The sequence below is a fragment of the Knoellia sp. B-D-2 genome, from assembly GCF_057714695.1.
This window is the reverse complement of record NZ_CM173189.1, coordinates 3,552,939-3,571,501: the sequence shown is the minus strand read 5'-3', so window position 1 is coordinate 3,571,501 and position 18,563 is coordinate 3,552,939. Positions and strand designations below refer to the sequence as shown.

At 72.0% G+C, this 18,563-nt stretch carries 16 protein-coding genes and 1 pseudogene; 10 read left to right on the top strand and 7 right to left on the bottom strand.

Going from position 1 to position 18,563, the window contains the following annotated elements; all coding sequences use genetic code 11:
- Positions 1–5: 5 nt before the first annotated feature.
- Genes AC3EU2_RS16920 through AC3EU2_RS16910 form a run of 3 tightly spaced genes read left to right on the top strand, consistent with a single transcriptional unit; the run spans position 6 to position 2,883 of the window.
- Positions 6–884, top strand: coding sequence for a DUF58 domain-containing protein (locus AC3EU2_RS16920; RefSeq protein WP_488177443.1), 879 nt, complete (start codon positions 6–8; stop codon positions 882–884).
- Positions 884–1,849, top strand: a complete 966-nt coding sequence (locus AC3EU2_RS16915; RefSeq protein WP_488177442.1) for a VWA domain-containing protein — start codon at positions 884–886, stop codon at positions 1,847–1,849. The genes AC3EU2_RS16920 and AC3EU2_RS16915 overlap by 1 nt, the downstream gene beginning before the upstream one ends.
- The gene (locus tag AC3EU2_RS16910; protein ID WP_488177441.1) at positions 1,849–2,883 is read left to right on the top strand and encodes a VWA domain-containing protein; all 1,035 of its coding nucleotides are present in this window, start codon (positions 1,849–1,851) and stop codon (positions 2,881–2,883) included. Before AC3EU2_RS16915 ends, AC3EU2_RS16910 begins: the two co-directional genes overlap by 1 nt.
- Positions 2,884–2,993: 110 nt before the next feature.
- Here the strand turns inward: AC3EU2_RS16910 and AC3EU2_RS16905 are convergent, their stop codons facing one another.
- Together AC3EU2_RS16905 and AC3EU2_RS16900 are read right to left on the bottom strand one after the other, a co-directional pair.
- The gene (locus AC3EU2_RS16905) at positions 2,994–3,176 is read right to left on the bottom strand and encodes a hypothetical protein (RefSeq protein ID WP_488177439.1); all 183 of its coding nucleotides are present in this window, start codon (positions 3,174–3,176) and stop codon (positions 2,994–2,996) included.
- A 257-nt stretch (positions 3,177–3,433) separates the two neighbouring features.
- The gene (locus AC3EU2_RS16900) at positions 3,434–3,691 is read right to left on the bottom strand and encodes a hypothetical protein (protein ID WP_488177438.1); all 258 of its coding nucleotides are present in this window, start codon (positions 3,689–3,691) and stop codon (positions 3,434–3,436) included.
- Positions 3,692–3,961: 270 nt separating this feature from the next.
- Between AC3EU2_RS16900 and AC3EU2_RS16895 the strand changes: the two genes are divergently transcribed.
- A complete protein-coding gene (locus AC3EU2_RS16895; protein WP_488177437.1) occupies positions 3,962–5,596 on the top strand; it encodes a cell wall-binding repeat-containing protein in 1,635 nt (544 codons plus the stop codon).
- A 60-nt stretch (positions 5,597–5,656) separates the two neighbouring features.
- Here AC3EU2_RS16895 and AC3EU2_RS16890 read toward each other — a convergent pair whose 3' ends face one another.
- Positions 5,657–5,788 (bottom strand): hypothetical protein, encoded by a 132-nt coding sequence (locus AC3EU2_RS16890; RefSeq protein WP_488179524.1) that lies wholly within the window; start codon positions 5,786–5,788, stop codon positions 5,657–5,659.
- Between the two features lie 77 nt (positions 5,789–5,865).
- Positions 5,866–6,186 (bottom strand): annotated as a pseudogene (locus AC3EU2_RS16885) (hypothetical protein); the annotation flags it as partial.
- Between the two features lie 505 nt (positions 6,187–6,691).
- Here AC3EU2_RS16885 and AC3EU2_RS16880 point away from each other — a divergent pair.
- The 5 genes from AC3EU2_RS16880 to AC3EU2_RS16860 are packed head-to-tail and all read left to right on the top strand — an operon-like array spanning position 6,692 to position 13,854.
- Complete coding sequence (locus AC3EU2_RS16880) at positions 6,692–9,073, top strand: M28 family peptidase (protein WP_488177436.1); 2,382 nt, start codon at positions 6,692–6,694, stop codon at positions 9,071–9,073.
- Entirely contained in the window at positions 9,070–10,440 is a 1,371-nt protein-coding gene (locus AC3EU2_RS16875; protein ID WP_488177435.1) for an FAD-binding oxidoreductase, read from the top strand. The genes AC3EU2_RS16880 and AC3EU2_RS16875 overlap by 4 nt, the downstream gene beginning before the upstream one ends.
- Complete coding sequence (locus tag AC3EU2_RS16870; protein ID WP_488177434.1) at positions 10,437–11,720, top strand: class I SAM-dependent methyltransferase; 1,284 nt, start codon at positions 10,437–10,439, stop codon at positions 11,718–11,720. Before AC3EU2_RS16875 ends, AC3EU2_RS16870 begins: the two co-directional genes overlap by 4 nt.
- On the top strand, positions 11,717–12,721 hold the full coding sequence (locus tag AC3EU2_RS16865) for a carbon-nitrogen hydrolase family protein (protein WP_488177433.1): 1,005 nt from the start codon (positions 11,717–11,719) through the stop codon (positions 12,719–12,721). Before AC3EU2_RS16870 ends, AC3EU2_RS16865 begins: the two co-directional genes overlap by 4 nt.
- On the top strand, positions 12,718–13,854 hold the full coding sequence (locus AC3EU2_RS16860; RefSeq protein WP_488177432.1) for an NAD(P)/FAD-dependent oxidoreductase: 1,137 nt from the start codon (positions 12,718–12,720) through the stop codon (positions 13,852–13,854). The genes AC3EU2_RS16865 and AC3EU2_RS16860 overlap by 4 nt, the downstream gene beginning before the upstream one ends.
- Here AC3EU2_RS16860 and AC3EU2_RS16855 read toward each other — a convergent pair.
- Genes AC3EU2_RS16855 through AC3EU2_RS16845 form a run of 3 tightly spaced genes read right to left on the bottom strand, consistent with a single transcriptional unit; the run spans position 13,843 to position 17,161 of the window.
- Entirely contained in the window at positions 13,843–14,475 is a 633-nt protein-coding gene (locus tag AC3EU2_RS16855) for a class I SAM-dependent methyltransferase (protein ID WP_488177431.1), read from the bottom strand. The two genes, AC3EU2_RS16860 and AC3EU2_RS16855, sit on opposite strands and share 12 nt — an antisense overlap.
- Positions 14,472–16,406 carry an acyl-CoA dehydrogenase family protein gene (locus AC3EU2_RS16850; protein WP_488177430.1) on the bottom strand — a complete coding sequence of 645 codons (1,935 nt, stop codon included), beginning with the start codon at positions 16,404–16,406 and terminating at the stop codon, positions 14,472–14,474. The genes AC3EU2_RS16855 and AC3EU2_RS16850 overlap by 4 nt, the downstream gene beginning before the upstream one ends.
- Before the next feature lie 2 nt (positions 16,407–16,408).
- Positions 16,409–17,161 carry a TetR family transcriptional regulator gene (locus AC3EU2_RS16845; RefSeq protein WP_488177429.1) on the bottom strand — a complete coding sequence of 251 codons (753 nt, stop codon included), beginning with the start codon at positions 17,159–17,161 and terminating at the stop codon, positions 16,409–16,411.
- 52 nt (positions 17,162–17,213) lie between these two features.
- Between AC3EU2_RS16845 and AC3EU2_RS16840 the strand changes: the two genes are divergently transcribed.
- Positions 17,214–18,563, top strand: a complete 1,350-nt coding sequence (locus tag AC3EU2_RS16840) for an acetyl-CoA C-acetyltransferase (RefSeq protein WP_488177428.1) — start codon at positions 17,214–17,216, stop codon at positions 18,561–18,563.

Sequence of the window (18,563 nt, the reverse complement as noted above, 5' to 3'; positions counted from 1 at the left end):
CCGTCGTGGTCACGGCGACCGAGCGCCTGCTGCTCCACCTGGAGTGGCAGGTCCTCCGCCGCCTCGAGGGCAGGCTGAACGGTGCCTACCGCACCCACCACCGTGGCACCGGCGTCGACCTGGCCGGGCTACGCGAATACGTCGACACCGACGACGCCCGCCGCATCGACTGGCCGGCCACCGCGAGGGTGGGCGAGACGCTCGTCCGCGAGTACAACGAGGACCGCGACCTCACGGTCTGGCTCGTCCTCGACCGCTCCGCGTCCATGGGCGTGGGCGTCGAGGGCCGCACGAAGGGCGACGTCCTCACCGAGCTGACCCTGCTCCTCGCCCGACTCTTCGCGGGCTCGGGCAACCGGGTCGGGGCAGTCCTCTACGACGGTGTCGCCGCCAGGGTGGTCCCGACGGGCACGGGCCGGGCACAGGCGCTGCGCATCGGCCACGAGCTCCAGCGGGACACGAGGCTGGTCACCACCACCACCGACCTGGCCGGCATGGTGGAGGCGGTGGGGGTGCCGGCGCAGCGGCGAGCCCTCGTGGTCGTGATCTCGGACTTCATCGGCAACGGCCCGTGGCGGCGACCGCTCGCGAAGCTCGCGTCCCGCCATGACGTCGTCGCACTCCGCATCGTCGACGCGGCTGACGGCGCCATCCCCGACGTGGGACTGCTGGTCGTCGAGGACGCCGAGACCGGGGAGCAGCTGCTCGTGGACGCGTCGGACCCGGTGTTCCGAGACGGCCTCCGCAGCGCGGTGGCCGCCCGCGATGCCGAGGTGAGCGACGTGCTGCGCCACGTCGCGGTGCCGCTGCACCAGGTCCGCACCGACCAGGACCTCGTCGACGTGCTCGTCCGTCTGGTCGCCGCGACACGGTGGAGACGGTGATGGACCTCGCCACCCCGTGGCTGCTGCCGGTGGGAATCCTTGCGGTCGGGGCGTTGGTCGTGAGCACCGTCGTCACCGGTCGACGGCGGGTGCGGGTGCTTGCCCTCGCGGGCGTCCCCGGCAGGTCGGCTCCGTCCCCGGTGCCCGCAGGCCGGTGGCTGTCCTTCAGCGGCCTCACGGTGCTCGCCGTCGCGATGGCGGGTCCGACGGTCGACGTGCCGACACCGCGTTCCGCCGGCACGGTCATCCTGGCCATCGACGTCTCGCAGAGCATGACGGCCACGGACGTCGATCCCAGCCGGCTGCACGCCGCCAAGAGGGTGGCCACCACCCTCATCGAGGCGCAGCCCGACAGCGTGGACATCGGTGTCGTGGCGTTCGGGGCCGGGCCGTTGAGCGCCGGCGAGCCGAGTGCCGACCATGCGCGGGCAGCATCGGCGGTCGCGCGCCTCACCCCCTCAGGGGGCACCTCGCTCTCAGCGGCGATCCTGGGCAGCCTCGCGGCCGTCACGGGGGAGGTGGTGGTCCTTCCGGAAGAGGGCGACCCGCCGCCGGACCTGGGGTACTGGAGCTCGGCGACCGTCGTCCTTGTCTCCGACGGTGAGGCGAGGGGTGAGGAGGAAGCGGCTGTGGCCGCGGCCACGGATCTCGCCCTGACCGCGGGCGTGCGCATCGAGGTCGTCGGCGTCGGGACGGCGGCGGGTACGACCGTCGATGCCGACGGCTACACGGTCCACACCGCGCTCGACGAGGAGGCGCTCACGGAGATCGCCGAGACCACCGGTGGCGAGTACCACCCGGCGTCCGAGGTGCCCGACGTTATGGACCTCGCCGACTCGATGGACCGTCGGCTCACGGTGACCCAGGAGCCCCTTCCTCTTGCCGGCCCCCTCGGTGGCCTCGCGGCCGTGCTGCTCGCCCTGGGCTCGGCCCGCGCCCTGATTCGCCAGGGAAGGCTGATCTGATGTCGCTGTCATGGCCGTGGGCGTTGCTGGTGATCGCGGTCGTCCCCGCGCTGCTGGCCTTCCAGTGGTGGCAGGCACGGCGCCGCAAGCGCGGCGCGGTGCTCGTCTCCTCGCTCGCTCTGGTGCGCTCGGTGCAGCCGGGCACCACGAGGTGGCGCAGGGTGGTTCCACCGGCCCTGTTCCTCCTGGCGCTGGTGGCGCTGGGGGTGGCTGCGGCTCGCCCTCATCGGGAGGCCAACATCTCCTCCACCGCGACCACCATCCTGCTCGCGATGGATGTCTCGAGGTCGATGTGCTCCACCGACGTCGAACCCAACCGTCTTGAGGCGGCCCAGCAGGCAGCCACCGACTTCATCGAGGCACAGCCCGAGGGCTCGCGGATCGGGCTGGTGACCTTCGCGGCCTTCGCCACCGTGGCGGTCCCGCCGACCGACGACACCGAGGCCCTCGGTCGCGCCGTCGAGTCGCTGGTGACCTCGCGCGGCACCGCGATCGGCCAGGGCATCCTGACGTCCATCGATGCCATAGCCGAGCTCGACCCGTCCGTCGCCCCCACCGGTGCGGACGTCCCCGACAGCGCGACTCCGGCCGACGCCGCGGCGGTGATCGTGCTCCTCACCGACGGCTCCAACAGGAACGGAGTCGACCCAGCGACGGCGGCGGAACAGGCCGCCGATCGCGGGATCCGCGTGTATCCGATCGGGTTCGGGACCGAGACGCCGGCGCCCAGCGTCTGCAACGCTGCCCAGGTCGCGGCCGGTGGCGGCTTCGGCGCCGGGCCGGGGGGGCCGGGCGGGCGTGGTGCGGACTGGTCGATCGACGAGCAGACCCTCCGAGGAGTGGCGGATGTCACCGGCGGTACGTACTACCGCGCCGAGAGCGCCGACCAGCTGACCGACGCGCTCGCCGACCTTCCCCAGCACATCGCCACCGCGAAGGAGTCCGTCGACGTCGCCGCCTGGTTCGCCGCCCTGGCCGGTGTGCTCGCGGCCGCGGCCTTCGCCCTGGCGATCTGGCTCAACCGCGCGCGGTGACCTGAGGACTCGGCGATCGAGGTCTCGTCGAAGGCCCACTCGGAACGCGGTCGATCCAGCAGCACGTGGTCTCACGCTCGTGGTCAGGCGCGACAACAAGGGCGGTCAGGTCAGCCGAAGGTTCCGCCGACACCCCCGAGCAGTTCCAGTGGGTTGATGCCGAGCTGATGCAGGAGGGCTGAGTGCCGGTCGGTGTCGACCACCTCCGGCAGCTCCCGCTCTGCGCGGTCGGCCAGGTCGTCCTCACCTCGACCGCGAAGCTGATCGACGATCTCCTGCCTGTCGATGTCCATGTCGACACCCCTTTCGTAGCCGCCCTTTTTCATCAAGACTGCCCGATCATCAGCCGCGCGTGAAGCGATCGCGGGATCCCGCGTCTATCCGATCGGGTTCGGGACCATGACGCCGGCACCCAGCGTCTGCAACGCTGCCCAAGGTCGCGCCCGGTGGCGGCTTCGGCGCAGGGCCGGGCGGCCCGGGCGGGCGTGGCGGACTGGTCGATCGACGAGCAGACCCTCCAAGGAGTGGCGGATTTTACCGGCGGTACCTACTACCCCGCCGAGAGCGCCGACCAGCTCACCGAGGCGCTCGCCGCCTTCCCCAGCACATCGCCACTGCGAAGGAGTCCGTCGACGTCGCCGCCTGGGCCCTCGGGCTCCGGCCGGTGCGTCACGACGACCACGTGGTCGATTCCGCCCGGAGGACTTCCGTCCCAGCCGTCCGTGATGTCGAAGACGTGGCGGCCGACGACGGTGGCCCCGATCTCGTCCCAGCACGGCCGGGTGTAGTCGTAGGACGTCCGTGACACTGTCAGCTCGCCGCTTTAGTCCAAACGGCACGTCACTGCTGGACAACCAGTCGAAGAGCGGTCCGGCCAGGTCGTTCTCGTCCGCGACGAAGCCGCCCACCGACACCGAGCCGTTCATGACCACCTTGCCCACGTGGGCTCTCCTGGCTCTGTGGTGTCCACCGTTTGGCGTTTCGTGAGCTGCCGTCGGCGAGGAGTAACAATCCTCCAAATCGCTCCGGGGCCAGCGCGCATCTGTTTTACTTCGCGTAACCTAGAGTCAGGAACGACGTGCGAATTTCACAGCTTGGCCTCGCAGGCGCAGCAGTAGTTGCCACGACGATGGTGGCGGCGGGTGGGGTGGCGATGGCGGATCCGACGCCGTTGTCCGGGTCGGGGGTGGTGCGGGTTTCGGGTGCCGACCGGTACGTGACGTCGGCCGAGGTGTCGAAGCGGTCGTTCGCTGCCCCGCAGGGGTCGGCGTTCGTGGCGTCGGGGTTCGACTTCCCGGATGCGCTGGCCGGTGGTGCGGTCGCGGCGCAGCGCGTGGCACCGTTGTTGCTGACCAAGCCGGAGGCGGTCTCGGTTGCGGTGACCGCGGAGCTGGCCCGGTTGGCCCCGGACACGATCTACGTTCTGGGTGGTCCGGCCGCGGTCACGGGAGGCGCGATGGCGCAGCTGACCGCGATCGCCCCGACCGTGCGGATCGGGGGCGCGAACCGGTACGAGACTGCGGCGAACGCGTCCAAGGTCGGCTTCCCGACGGCGAGCACGGTGTACATCGCCTCGGGTCTGGACTTCGCCGACGCGCTCTCCGGTGGTCCCGGTGCCGCGAAGCAGGACGCGCCGATGCTGTTGACGCTGCCCACGACCCTGCCCGAGGCGACCTCTGCCGAGCTGGTCCGGCTCGAGCCGGCCACGGTCAAGGTGATGGGTGGTCCCGCGGCGGTGCCGGACCTGATCGTGGAGCAGATTCGGGCCGCCGTGCCCGGGGTCACGATCACCCGCCACGGCGGCACCAACCGGTACGAGACCGCCGCGGCCCTGGCCCGGGCGGTGTGGCCGGTCGGTTCCCCAACGGTGTTCTTCGCCTCGGGCTTCGACTTCCCCGACGGCCTGTCCGGTACCCCGGCCGCGGCCGTCAACGACGCGCCCCTGCTGCTGAGCACCAGGACGTGCATGCCGCCCGCGACCGCCACCGCCGACAAGGCCCTCAAGCCTTCGCTGCGGGTCTTCATCGGCGGCCCGTCCGTCCTCAGCACCAGCACCACCGCCTGCGGCACCCCCACCCCTACCCCCACCCCCACGACGGGTTCGGCCCTCACGGCTCTCCACGCCCTGCCCGTCAAGGGCCGTGCCCCGAAGACCGGCTACGCCCGGGCCCAGTTCGGATCGGCATGGACCGATGACGTGTCGGTGCAGGGCGGCCACAACGGCTGCGACACACGCAACGACGTGTTGCGGCGAGACCTGACCAACGAGGTCCTCAAGTCCGACACCGGTGGATGCACCGTGCTGTCCGGCATCCTCAAGGACCCGTACTCCGGCAGGACGATCCACTTCGTCCGTGGCACGGCGACGAGCACTGCCGTCCAGATCGACCACATTGTCGCCCTGTCGAACGCCTGGCAGACGGGAGCCCAACAGCTCTCACCGGCGAGGCGCAAGGACTTCGCCAACGACCCGCTCAACCTCTGGGCCGTCGACGGGCCCTTGAACGCGCAGAAGGGTGATGGCGACGCGGCGACCTGGCTCCCGCCTGCCGTGTCCATCCGATGCCTGTACGTGTCTCGACAGGTCGCGGTCAAGAAGACCTATGACCTCTGGGTGACCGCCCCCGAGAAGGCCGCCATCGCCACCGTCCTGTCCGGCTGCCCCAGCCAACAGCTGCCCACGGCCGCCGCCTGGGCGACCCCAGCCCGCTAGCACGTCGCGTCCGCGACCGGGGTGGCGGGAGATGTTTTCAGGGAGGGCAGCCGTCACGAGTCACGAAAGCACCTGGGCCACGGCCGCCAGAGTGGTCGACCCGCCCGCTCCGAGGAAGGGCCGCTCGCACTGGGCCGACAGGTCCGAGGTGAGAACCGTGTCGACGTTGGCGCGGAACTTGGCGGTGACCACCTGCCGGGCTCAGGGGGTTGTCCGGGTTGCCTTTGGCCGAGCGCACATGCGCGCTGGTGGTGTCTCCGTCCTTCCACATCACGGTCACGCTGGTCGGTCGTTCGCGCGGAAAGGGATGCCGTGAAGCGCGCATCCTCACGAAGGTCGACTCTGCGAGCCAGCGCCGCCACCTCGGGTCGCGCCAGCCCGTCGGGGAGGAACCCGGCGGCGTGCAGCTCCCCGTCCAGGACCAGCGTGGCCACGCAGACGGGCACCCAAAACCTCGCCTCCAGGTCCGACTGGACGTCGGTGGCCGACAGGGAGGCGGCGTAGGCGAAGGTGGCGGGGTCGGCGGCGAGGACCCGGGTCGTCTCGATGAGTGGGTCGGCATACAACCGGGGGCTGTCGGCGAGACCCACACCGCTGAGTGAGGCGCCTCTGAGGGAGGCGGCCAGCTCGGCAACACGCTCGCGCGCGTCGCCGTCGATCCCCTCGGCCGTAGCGGGGGTGGGTTCACCCGACGGGCGTTCACCTGCGGGCCACCGGCCGGTGCCGGAGCGCGCCTTCCCAGTGCACTCGTGAAGGAGTCAAGGGCTCGTGAAGTCCAGGGCAACAGCAACATCAATCTCGCGTGAAGACACTGTTAACCCTCGACGGCGCAGGTCAGGAACAGGGAACCGGCGGGGATGTCCCCTGACGTGCGGCCATCCTCGCCCTGCGCACGGGCTTCGTGGCGCGCGGCTGAGACGGGCCCCCGCGGGGTTCAGGACGTCGGCGTGGGCGTGCCGCGCACGTGAATCCGGGGACACCGGTGGCGGCTCGGGCGTAGCCTCCGAAGGGTCGGCGGAGTCCCGGCCGTGACCCTCTGGTCCGTCCGTTCGACACGTGACCCGCGGCCCGCGGGCGGAGAAGGTGTTGCGGACGATGAACCCTCGCCGTCGCCGGCGTGACGTCACCCGGACCCCGACTCGACCGACCGTCGGCGTGCTGCTCATGGTGGCGATCCTCGGGGTGGTCGCCTTCGCGGGCGTCTCCCCGCTGCGGTCGCCGACCGAACCCGCCGAACCCGCCGGGGACACCGGTGGAGGGTTCTCCCTCGAGCGGGCGCGTGAGGACCTCGCGGTCGTGGCGGCGGCACCCCACCCGATGGGCACCCCCGAGCAGGCGTCGGTAGAGGCGTACCTCGTGCGGGAGCTCACCGCCCTGGGGCTGGAGCCGGAGGTGGACTCGCGCCGGGTGACCATGGCCCCGGACGCGCCGCGCTCGGTGTGGACCGGGACCGTCCGCAACGTCGTGGCGCGGCTCGAGGGCGTGGGGCCCGACGCGGACCAGACCGTCCTGCTGGCGGCGCACCACGACTCCGTCCCGACGTCCGCCGGCGCGGGCGACAACGGCGCGGGGGTCGTGAGCGTCCTCGCCGCGATGCGGTCCCTCTCGGCCGGACCGCCGCCCCGCCACGACGTCATCGTGGCCTTCGTCGACGGCGAGGAGCACGAGATGCTCGGCTCCCTCGCCCTGGTGGAGTCGGCCGGGTGGATGAGGGACGTGCGGGTCGTCGTCAACACCGAGGGCGTCGGGAACGCCGGTCGGGTCACCCCGGCACTGACGAGCCCGCGCAACGGCTGGGCGCTGCGTCAGTACCTCGACGCGGCGGTGTCACCCGTGGTCCACACCGCATTCGCCGCGCCCCTCAACGCCACCGGGCAGGGCGCCGACCTCGGCCGCTACCAGGACGTCGTGCCCGCGGGACTCGAGCTGGTGGTCGTGGGTGGGCTCCCGGCATACCACTCGGGCACCGACACGGCAGCCGCCATGCACCCGGGAACCCTCGCGGAGTACGGCACCACCGTGGTCCGGCTGGCGGAGCGGCTGGCGTCGACCGACCTCGACGCCGTGCGGGCACCGAACCTCGTCGCCTTCACCGTGGTGGGTGTGGTCACGGTGGCCTACCCCTCGACGTGGTCCCTGCCGCTCGCCGTGCTGGCGGGTCTGGCCGTGGTCCTGGCGGTCGGGGTGGCCGTGCGTCGGGGGAGCGTCGCCCTGCGTCGAGTGCTCCTGTCCTGGCTGGCCCTCGGCGCGGCCGGCCTCACCGGCGTCCTCGCCGCCACCGCGCTGTGGCTCGGAGCGCGGGTCGTCGACCCACGGCTGTCCGACGCCGTGAACGGCGGGGTGCACGACCGGACGGCCTACGTCCTGGCCGCCGTCGCGGCCGGTGCCGCCGGCGTCCTCGTCGTCGTGTGGCCGGTGCGACGCCGCTGCTCTCCACTGGAGATGGCGGCCGGCGGGCTGGTCGGGTGGGCCCTCATCGGGCTGCTGTTCGCGGTGGCGCTCCCGGACGCGGCGTACGCGTTCACCTGGCCGCTGCTCGCGGCGACGGTCGGGTTCGCGTTCCTCGTCACCGGGGATCGCTCGTCACGCGCGACGCAGGTGACCGCCACCCTGGCGGCTCTTCCCGCCGTGCTCCTCCTCAGCCCGCTCGTCACCCTCTACTTCCTGCTGTCCGCCCGGTTCGAGCTGATCCTCCCCGTCGCCACCCCGCTGCCGATGCTGTGGGTCGTGCTGGGGCTGACCGTCGTCGTCCCCCTCGTCCTCGTCGGACGAGAGCGGATGGGGTGGCGTCCGGCGGCTGCCGTGGGCGCGCTGGCCGTGGCCGCAGCAGGGGTCGGCGTGGCGACGAACGTCCTCGGCGCCGCACCCCGTCCGAACCTCCTCGTCCACCACGTCGACGCCGACGCCGGCACGGCGCGGTGGGTGGCCCTGCCGCAGGAGCTCGACGCGCACACCCGGCAGGTCGGCGCGACCGGCTGGGCGCCGACGCCGTTCGAGGCGTCGCCCTTCCACCAACCGGGTGCGACCCGGCCGGCACTCAGTGCCCCGGCACGGATGAGGTCCGGCGGCGACGTGACCCCGCCGGCGGTCACCGTCACCCGCGACACCACGACCACGGCAGGACGGGAGCTCGTCGTCGACGTGGCACCCGGTGCGGGCCGGTACGCGGTCACCGTCGACCTCCGCAGCGCGGGCGGCATCCGGTCGGTCGTCGTCCACGACGAACGCGTGGACGAGGTGACCTCCGGTTCGCCGAGCTCGGTCCGCGTCGTGGCGTTCAGCCCGGGACGGGTCATTCCGCTCCGGTTCACCGTGCCCGCGGGGGCGGACGTGCAGCTGGCCCTCGCGGCCTACACGACCGGCTTCGACGGCTCGCCAGAGGTGCGACCGCGTGGCACCGACCACACCACGGCGGTCCACGAGGTGCCGGACGGCGTCCTCGTCACCTCGGTCGTCGACCTGGGGGGCCCGTCGTGACGGAGCGGACCGTGGGGGAGCGGCGGCTGCTCGCCAGCTTCGCCGCCGTCCCCCCGACCGAACGCGTGCGCCTGGCCAAGCGCACGTCCAACCTCTTCCGCGCCCGGGAGGGCACGTCGACACCCGGGCTCGACACGAGTGGGCTGACCGGCGTGCGAGTCGTCGACGCCGGCACCCTCACCGCGGACGTCGACGGCATGTGCACGTACGAGCACCTCGTCGCCGCAACGCTGCCGCTCGGGCTCGCACCGCTCGTCGTGCCCCAGCTGCGGACCATCACGGTCGGGGGGGCGGTCACCGGTCTCGGGATCGAGTCGACGTCGTTCCGCAACGGGCTGCCGCACGAGTCCGTCCTCGAGATGGACGTCCTCACCGGTGCCGGCGAGATCGTCACGGCCACACCGGACAACGAGCACGCCGACCTCTTCCGCGGCTTCCCCAACTCCTACGGCTCGCTCGGCTACGCGACCCGCCTGCGCATCGAGCTCGAGCCAGTGGGTACCTGTGTGGACGTGAGGCACGTCCGCTTCCACGACCTCGACGCCCTGTGCGCCGCCATCGCCGAGGTCGTCGCGACGGGGTCGCACGACGGCGAGCAGGTCGACCACGTGGACGGAGTGGCCTTCTCGCGCGACGAGGCGTACCTCACGCTGGGTCGTCGCTCCGACCGCACCGGACCGACCAGCGACTACACCGGGCAGCAGGTCTACTACCGGTCGATCCAGCACGAGGGCGCCTCTCCGCGGCGCGACCTGCTCACCACCCACGACTACCTCTGGCGCTGGGACACCGACTGGTTCTGGTGTTCGCGCGCCTTCGGCGCCCAGAACCCCCGCGTGCGGCGGTGGTGGCCGCGCCGGTGGCGCCGGTCGAGCGTGTACTGGACGCTCGTGGCCGCGGACCGCCGCGTCGGGTTCTCGGACCGTCTCGAGGCACGTCGGGGCAACCCGCCGCGGGAGCGGGTCGTCCAGGACGTCGAGATCCCGCTCGAGCAGACCGCGACCTTCCTGCACTGGTTCCTCGACGAGGTGCCGATCGAGCCGATCTGGTTGTGCCCGTTGCGTCTTCGCGACGAGCGGAGGTGGCCGCTCTACCCGCTCGAGCCCGGACGGACCTACGTCAACGTCGGGTTCTGGTCGACCGTGCCCGGCCCGGGACCGGGCGAGGAACCGGGGGCGACCAACCGCGCCATCGAGCGCCGCGTCCACGAGGTCGGCGGCCACAAGTCCCTGTACTCCGACTCCTACTACTCCCGGGCCGACTTCGACGCCCTCTACGGCGGCGACGCGTATGCCGCGCTCAAGGCCACCTACGACCCGAACGGGCGCTTCCCCCACCTCTACGACAAGGCGGTGCGACACGCATGAGCCACACGACCGGTGAGATCCGCACGGTCGCCGACCTCGTCGACGAGGTCGTCGTCGGCCCACTGCCGGTGCGGGTCACGGCCTACGACGGGTCGAAGACGGGACCGGACAGCGCCCCGCGAACCCTCCACATCGCCAACCAGCGAGCGGTCGCCTACCTCGCCACGGCGCCCGGGGACCTCGGCCTGGCCCGCGCCTACACGACCGGCGACCTCGTCGTCGAGGGTGTGCACCCGGGCAACCCCTACGAGGCGCTGGTCGACCTCGAACGCGTGCACTTCCGCCGCCCTGACCCGCGGCTGCTCCTCGACCTCGCTCGCATCGTCGGGCCACGCAACCTCGCGCCCCCGCCCCCGCCGCCGCAGGAGGCGGTGCCGCGGTGGCGGCGGGTTGCGGAGGGTCTGCGCCACTCGCACCGGCGCGACAGCGAGGCGATCCGCCACCACTACGACGTCTCGAACCACTTCTACGAGCAGGTGCTCGGACCGAGCATGACCTACACCTGCGCGGTCTTTCCCGACCACGACACCGGGCTCGACGAGGCGCAGGAGGAGAAGTACCGCCTCGTCTTCGAGAAGCTCGCGCTGCGTCCCGGTGACCGGTTGCTCGACATCGGCTGCGGGTGGGGCGGGATGGTCCGGTACGCCGCGCGGCGGGGCGTGCGCGCGCTCGGCGTGACGCTGTCCGGCGAGCAGGCGGCGTGGGCCCAGGTCGCCATCGCACGAGAGGGGCTGGGGGAGCTCGCCACCGTCCGGCACGAGGACTACCGCGGCGTCACCGAGACCGGGTTCGACGCCATCTCCTCGATCGGCATCACCGAGCACATCGGGGTGCGCAACTACCCCACGTACTTCGACTGGATGCTCCACCACGTCAAGCCGGGAGGGCTGGTGCTCAACCACTGCATCACCAGACCCGAGAACCGGGCCAAGAGCGTCGGCCCTTTCATCGACCGCTACATCTTCCCCGACGGCGAGCTCACCGGGTCCGGTCGGATCATCACGACCATGCAGGACAACGGTTTCGAGGTCGTGCACTCCGAGAACCTGCGTGAGCACTACGCCCTCACCCTGGCGGCCTGGGGTGAAAACCTCGTCGAGCACTGGGCCTCCTGCGTCGCCGACGTGGGGGAGGGCACGGCGAAGGTCTGGGGCCTCTACCTCGCGGGCTCGCGTCGCGGCTTCGAGCGCAACGCCGTCCAGCTCCACCAGGTGCTGGCGGCGAGGCCGGTCCCGTCACGACTCCCGCAGCTGCCGCTGCGGCAGTGGTGGACCTCGTGAGGGTTGCCGCGGTCCAGGCGACGTACGTGCTCATGGACCGCGACGCCACGATCGACCGGGTCGAGGAGCTCACCGCGTCAGCGGCCCGTGAGGGAGCGCAGCTGGTGGTCTTCCCCGAGGCGTTCGTCCCGGGGACACCGATCTGGATCGACACCCGACCCATCTGGGACGGCGACGCCGAGTGGTTCGCGATGCTCGTGGAGAACGCCGTGACCATTCCGGGGAGGGCCGCCGACCGGCTCGCGGCGATCGCGGAGAAGCACGGCGTGTGGCTGGTCGTCGGGGTCCAGGAGCGTGACCCCCACGGGTCGACGATCTACAACACGGTCCTCTACCTCTCCCCGGACGGTGAGCTCGCCGGGCGCCACCGCAAGCTCGTGCCGACCGGGTCGGAACGCACGGTGTGGGGGATGGGTGACGGGTCGACGCTGGACGTCGTCGACACGCCGCTCGGCCGCGTCGGCGGGCTCATCTGCTGGGAGAACTACATGCCGCTGGCCCGGTTCCACCTCTACGCGCAGGGGGTGGACGTCTGGCTGGCCCCGACCCTCGCCGTGGGTGACGCCTGGGTCGCGACCATGCAGCACCTCGCCCGGGAGAACCGCATGTTCGTCGTCGGGGTGAACCCCGTCCTCCACGCCGACGCCGTCCCCGCTGGGTTCCCCGACCGCGACCGGCTCGTTCCGGCCGCGTACCTCGAGGCGAACGGCCCGTGGATCGAGCCGGGGAACACGGTCGTCGTCGGGCCCACCGGCGCGGTGCTCGCCGGGCCGGTCCGCGAGGCGGAGCAGACCCTCGTGGTCGACCTCGACCTGACCGAGGTGAGGGCGGGTCGCAGGCTCATGGACCCGACCGGTCACTACCACCGGCCCGACATCTTCCAGCTCCACGTCGACACCTCCCGCCGGCAGGCGACCATCGCGACCGACCGGTCCGCCGGTGACGTCGGCGGGGGCGGCGTAGCGTCTCGACCCATGGACCGGAACCGGGAGATGTCATGAGGGTCGTCGTCGTCGGTGCAGGTCTGGCCGGGGCGAACGTCGTCGAGGAGCTGCGCGAGCGCGGGCACGAGGGCGAGATCGTCCTCATCGGGGCCGAGTCGCACCTGCCCTACGAGCGGCCACCGCTGAGCAAGGACGTCCTCCTCGGGAAGAAGGAGACCGGTGACGCCACCGTCCACGACGCCGACTGGTACACCGGGCACGACGTCGAGGTGCACACGGGCACGGAGGTCACGTCCATCGACCGGGAGCGTCACGTCGTCGTCACCGGCGCCGGTGCCGGCGAACAGCCCTACGACGTGCTCGTCCTCGCCACCGGCTGTGAGCCGAGGCGCCTGGCCCTGGCGGACGACTCCGGCCGGCCGGTGCAGTACCTGCGGACGGTGGAGGACTCCGCCGCGATCAAGCGGGCACTGACCGACGGGGCGAACGTCGCGATCATCGGTGCGGGCTGGATCGGTCTCGAGGTCGCCGCCGCGGCACGGCTCGCGGGAGCGCAGGTCACCGTCCACGAGAGCGCCGAGCTGCCGCTGGTGGGCGTGCTCGGTCCCGAGGTGGCAGAACGGTTCGCGGAGCTGCACCGATCGCACGGAGTCGACCTCCGGCTCGGTGTGACGGTGACCGCCGACGACCTCGCCGAGGCGGACCTCGTCGTGGTGGGCGTAGGGGTCCTGCCGCGCACCGCCCTCGCGGAGGCGGCGGGTCTCGACGTCGACAACGGCGTGCTCGTCGACGCCCACCTCCGGTCCTCCGACCCGGACATCCTCGCCGTCGGCGACACCGCGAACCAGCAGCACCCGGTCCTGGGCCGGCGGTTGCGCGTCGAGCACTGGGACACCGCGATCAAGCAGGGCAAGGCCGCTGCGGCGACCATCCTCGGCGCCGACGAGCCCTACACCCGTCTGCCGTACTTCTACACCGACCAGTACGACCTCGGGATGGAGTACTGGGGGAGTGTCGGCCCGGACGGCTACGACCGGGTCCGGACCACCGGCGACTTCAGTGGGGCCTTCCGCGCCTGGTGGATCCGGGACGACGTCGTGGTCGCGGCGATGCAGGCCAACGACTGGGACGCGGCCGACGAGATGCGCGCCAGCGTCGGCCGGCCGCCGCCCGCGGAGTCAGGGACGTGACGAGGCATCGCTGAGCAGCCACACGGCATACTCCGCGTCCGGCGGGCGCAGGTCGTAGCCGCCCGCACGCAGGTCGAAGCGCAGTCCGGCGGCCTCGACGTCGAGCGCGAACTCCTCCGGCGGGTAGGCGCGGCTCCCCGCCGGGCCACCGGTGAGGTGGAACCCGATGAGGAGGCGACCGCCGGGAGCGAGCAGCCCGCGCAGCGTGGCGAGCGCCCGTCGCTCGGTGCCCTCCGCGAGCAGGATGAAGACGTTGCCCACCGACACGACGAGGTCGAACTCCGTGGGGCGGCCCTGCGCCGCAAGCGCCTCCGGCGAGAGCGCGAGGATGTCGAGCGGCAGCAGGGCGATCCCGGGGTAGGTGCGTTCGGCCTGGTCGACGAGGGCGAGGTCCGGGTCGACGCCCGTGACCTCGTGTCCGCGCTCCCGGAGCGCCGCCGTGACCCGGCCCATGCCGGCGCCGGCGTCGAGCACCCGGGCACCTCGGGGCAGCAGCGCGTCAGCAAGCCGGGTCTCGCCGTCGACGTCCTCGCCGCGCGCGACGAGGTCGGCGAACCGCCGGCCGTAGCCGAGGTGTGCCTCGCCCCCGAGGGCCCAGCGGGTGGCCGGTAGCTCGCTCACGCGGACTCCAACGGCTCGAGCAGCCCCGGTGCGCCCAGCCACGCCTCGGGGATCGCGAAGGCGTCGACGAGCAGCCTTGCGTGCGGTGCGAGGTCCTTGCACAGGACCCCGACGCCGCGGATGACGCGCTTCGACGCGGTGGGCGTCAACCGTCCGTGCTCGAGGTACCAGGCACGGTGGCGCTCGATGGTCGAGAGGGCGAAGAGGTCGGTGACGTCGTCGAGGAGCTCGGCCACGGGTCCCTCCTCGCACCTCTCCACGGCGGCGCACATCGCTTCCAGCAGCACGCGGTCGATGTGCGCCTCGGCCGCTGCGAGCAGGTGGTCCTGGGCGTTGTTGAAGATCCGGAAGGCGTCCGCCGGCTCGGCCTTGGCGGCCTTCGCGAGCCGGAGCGCCACTCCTTCGAGCAGGTGCTTCTCGCGGTCGAGGAAGAGCGAGAGCTGGCGGCCACGGTGCCGTTCGGCGTCGTCGTCGTCGGTGCTGGGTGCGCGAGCCATGAGCCGTGAGATGAGCCCGGCAGCCGGGGTGCGCTCGAGGATCGACGACGCCGTGAAGCGCGAGGCGAAGGCGATCATCGCTCTCGGCGAGTTGTCCTCGAAGGTCTCCTGGAACTCGGTGAGCAGGCCCTTGGCCACGAGCTGGAGCAGGACGGTGTTGTCGCCCTCGAACGTCGTGAAGACGTCGGTGTCGGCCTTGAGGTCGGTGAGCCGGTTCTGCGCCATGTAGCCGGCGCCACCGCAGGCCTCGCGGCACATCTGGATGGAGTCGGTCGCGTGCCGGGTGGTGACGGCCTTGATCCCGGCGGCGCGGGCCTCGAGCTCGCGCTGGTGCTCCTCGGGCGCGCCACCCTCGTGGCCCGCGACCTCGTGCATCATCTCGACGAGGTCGTTCTGCGCGAGCATGAGCGCGTAGCTCCTGGCGATGGCGGGCAGCAGCTTGCGCTGGTGCGCGCGGTAGCTCATCAGGGTGAGCTCCTCCTCGCCGCCGCCGGGGGCGGCGAACTGCCGTCGGTGCAGGGCGTACCTCGTGGCCAGCGTGAGGGCCGACCGGGTCGCGGCACCCGCCCCGCCGGCCACCGAGATCCGGCCGCGGACCAGCGTGCCCAGCATCGTGAAGAACCGGCGCGAGGCGTTGTCGATCGGCGAGGTGTACGTGCCGTCGGCGTCGAGGTCGCCGTAGCGGCCGAGCAGGTTCTCGCGCGGCACCCGCACGTCGTCGAACTCGAGGGTGCCGTTGTCGACGCCGGGCAGTCCACCCTTGGCACCGTTGTCGCCGATGGTCACCCCGGGCACGGGGTGGCCCTCCTCGTCGCGGATCGGGACGAGGACGCAGTGGACCCCGTGCCCCTCACCGTCGGCGCTGACCAGCTGGGCGAACACCGCCGCCATCCGGCCGTCGCGCGCCGCGTTGCCGATGTAGTTCTTCTGCGACCCGGGGGTCGGGGAGCTGACGACGATCTCGTCCGTCTCGAGGTCCTGCGTCGCCGTGGTCTCGAGGTGCTGCACGTTGGACCCGTGCCCGGTCTCGGTCATGGCGAAGCAGCCCAGGAGGCTCCCGTCGACCATGCCGGGCAGGTATGCCGTGTGGTGCCGCTCGGTGCCGAGGTTGGCGATCGCGCCCCCGAAGAGGCCGAACTGCACCCCGGCCTTGACGAGGAGGGACAGGTCGCCGTGGCCGAGCATCTCGAAGGCGGTGACGGAGGCGCCGAAGTCGGCGCTGCCGCCCATCCCCGTGGCGAGCCCGGCGCTGGCGAAGTCCTCGCCGGTCAGGGTGAGCAGCTGCGCGGTGGTGAACGCGCGGTGCTCGTCGATCGTCAGCCGCTCGGGCGGTGGCGCGAACCGGCTCGGGTCCTCGTGCTCGCGCAGTCGACGACGCACCTCACCCCAGCGTCCGTCGAGGATGCGGGTCAGGGCGGGGGCGAGGTCGTCCACGGTCACTCCTGGGGGCTGTCGGTGTCGGCGTCGGTCACGGGGAAGACGGCGGAGAGCCCGCCCCAGATGAGCTCGGTGAGGTGCTCCTTGAGCGTCTCGCGGGACGTCCCGGAGCCGGCGGCGCCCGCGCGCAGCCAGTCGTCGCCGGCGGCGCGGACCATGCCGACCACGGCGTGGCCCCACGTCGGTGCCGGGTCGGTGCTGCGCCCCGCGGCGCCCAGCGCCACGGCGATGAGCCCACCGATCTGGACCGCGATCGACTGGCTCACGGTCGAGGCGAGGTCGATGGTCTCGGTGCGCTCGGACGGCGGCACGAGCGGGGCGGCGACGATGAAGCGGTAGACCTCGGGGTCGGTCTCGACGAGCGACAGGTAGGCGTCGACGGCGGCGGCGAGCACGTCGCGCGGTGCCGTCGTCGGTTCGGCCTGCCCGTCGGTGAGCGCGAGGACGTCGCCGACAGCCCGGCTGATGTCGCGCAGGATGCTCGTGTTGACGCGTTCGGCGACGGCGCCGTAGAGGCCGGCGCGGTCGGTGAAGTGCCGGTAGAAGACCGTCTTCGAGGTACCCGCGAGGGTCGCGATGTCGTCGATGCCCACGCCCGCGCCCCGGCTCCGGATGGCGCGCAGGGTCGCCTCGACGAGCTCGGTGCGGCGCTGGGCGCGGTGCTCGTCCCAGCGGCTGCTGCGCCCGTCCACCGGCGCCCCGGCGGCGGGCACGGAGCCGCCGTCCGGCTCGGGCCTCGTGGTGCTGGTCACAGGTCGGACCGTAGCAGGCGCGAGCGGGTACCTGCTACCGTCAGTATCGGATATGTGTCGCATCCCACGCGACCCGCACGACCCACCTCTCGACCCCTTCCAGGAGCCCACGGTGACCCCAGCCAGTCCCCGCCGCGCCGCCGTCCTCGGCGGCAACCGCATCCCCTTCGCCCGCCAGTTCGGGCCCTACGCCAAGGCGTCCAACCAGGACATGTTCACCGCCGCGCTCGAGGGGCTCGTCGCACGGCACGGCCTCGCCGGGGAGCGTCTCGGCGAGGTCGTCGGTGGCGCCGTCATCAAGCACAGTCGCGACTTCAACATGACGCGTGAGGCGGTGCTCGGGTCGAGCCTCGCACCGGAGACGACGGCATACGACGTCCAGCAGGCCTGCGGGACGGGTCTCGAGAACGCGATCCTCGTCTCCAACAAGATCAAGCTCGGCCAGATCGAGTCCGGCATCGCCGGTGGCGTCGACACCTCCTCGGACGCGCCGATCATGGTGAGCGAGAAGCTCCGCCGCAAGCTGCTCCGTCTCAACCGGGGCAGGACGACGCTCGACATGGCCAAGGGCGTCCTCGCGATCCGCCCCGGCGACATCGGCATCGAGACCCCGGCCAACACCGAGCCGCGCACCGGGCTGTCCATGGGCGAGCACATGGCGATCACCGCCAAGACGTGGGGCATCACCCGCGAGGCCCAGGACCAGCTCGCCGCAGCGAGCCACCAGAACCTCGCCGCGGCCTACGACCGTGGCTTCTTCGACGACCTCATGACCTCCTACCTCGGCCTCACCAAGGACCAGAACCTGCGCCCCGACTCGAGCGTCGAGAAGCTCGCCGCCCTCAAGCCGGTCTTCGGCAAGGGTGAGAACGCGACGATGACGGCCGGGAACTCGACGCCGCTCACCGACGGCGCGTCCGCGGTCCTGCTCGGGTCCGAGGAGTGGGCCGCCGAGCACCACCTCCCCGTCCAGGCGTGGTTCGTCGACGGCGAGGTCGCGGCGGTCGACTACGTCCACGGTGACGAGGGGCTGCTCATGGCCCCTGCGTATGCCGTCCCGCGCCTTCTCGCCCGCAACGGGCTGACGCTGCAGGACTTCGACTACTACGAGATCCACGAGGCCTTCGCCTCCACCGTGCTCTCGACCCTCAAGGCCTGGGAGGACGAGGAGTTCTGCACCGAGCGCCTCGGCCTCGAGAAGCCGCTCGGGTCCATCGACCGGTCGAAGCTCAACGTCAACGGCTCGTCCCTCGCGGCCGGCCACCCCTTCGCCGCCACCGGAGGCCGCATCGTCGCGACCCTCGCGAAGATGCTCCACGAGAAGGGCCCGGGCAGCCGTGGCCTCATCTCCATCTGCGCTGCCGGCGGGCAGGGCGTCGTCGCGATCCTCGAAGGAGCCTGA

Bases quoted from the DNA above. Each gene is read 5' to 3' on its own strand.
- AC3EU2_RS16915 (WP_488177442.1), top strand. From the start codon at position 884: ATGGACCTCGCCACCCCGTGGCTGCTGCCGGTGGGAATCCTTGCGGTC.
- AC3EU2_RS16910 (WP_488177441.1), top strand. From the start codon at position 1,849: ATGTCGCTGTCATGGCCGTGGGCGTTGCTGGTGATCGCGGTCGTCCCC.
- AC3EU2_RS16905 (WP_488177439.1), bottom strand. From the start codon at position 3,176: ATGGACATCGACAGGCAGGAGATCGTCGATCAGCTTCGCGGTCGAGGT.
- AC3EU2_RS16880 (WP_488177436.1), top strand. From the start codon at position 6,692: ATGAACCCTCGCCGTCGCCGGCGTGACGTCACCCGGACCCCGACTCGA.
- AC3EU2_RS16870 (WP_488177434.1), top strand. From the start codon at position 10,437: ATGAGCCACACGACCGGTGAGATCCGCACGGTCGCCGACCTCGTCGAC.
- AC3EU2_RS16860 (WP_488177432.1), top strand. From the start codon at position 12,718: ATGAGGGTCGTCGTCGTCGGTGCAGGTCTGGCCGGGGCGAACGTCGTC.
- AC3EU2_RS16840 (WP_488177428.1), top strand. From the start codon at position 17,214: ATGTGTCGCATCCCACGCGACCCGCACGACCCACCTCTCGACCCCTTC.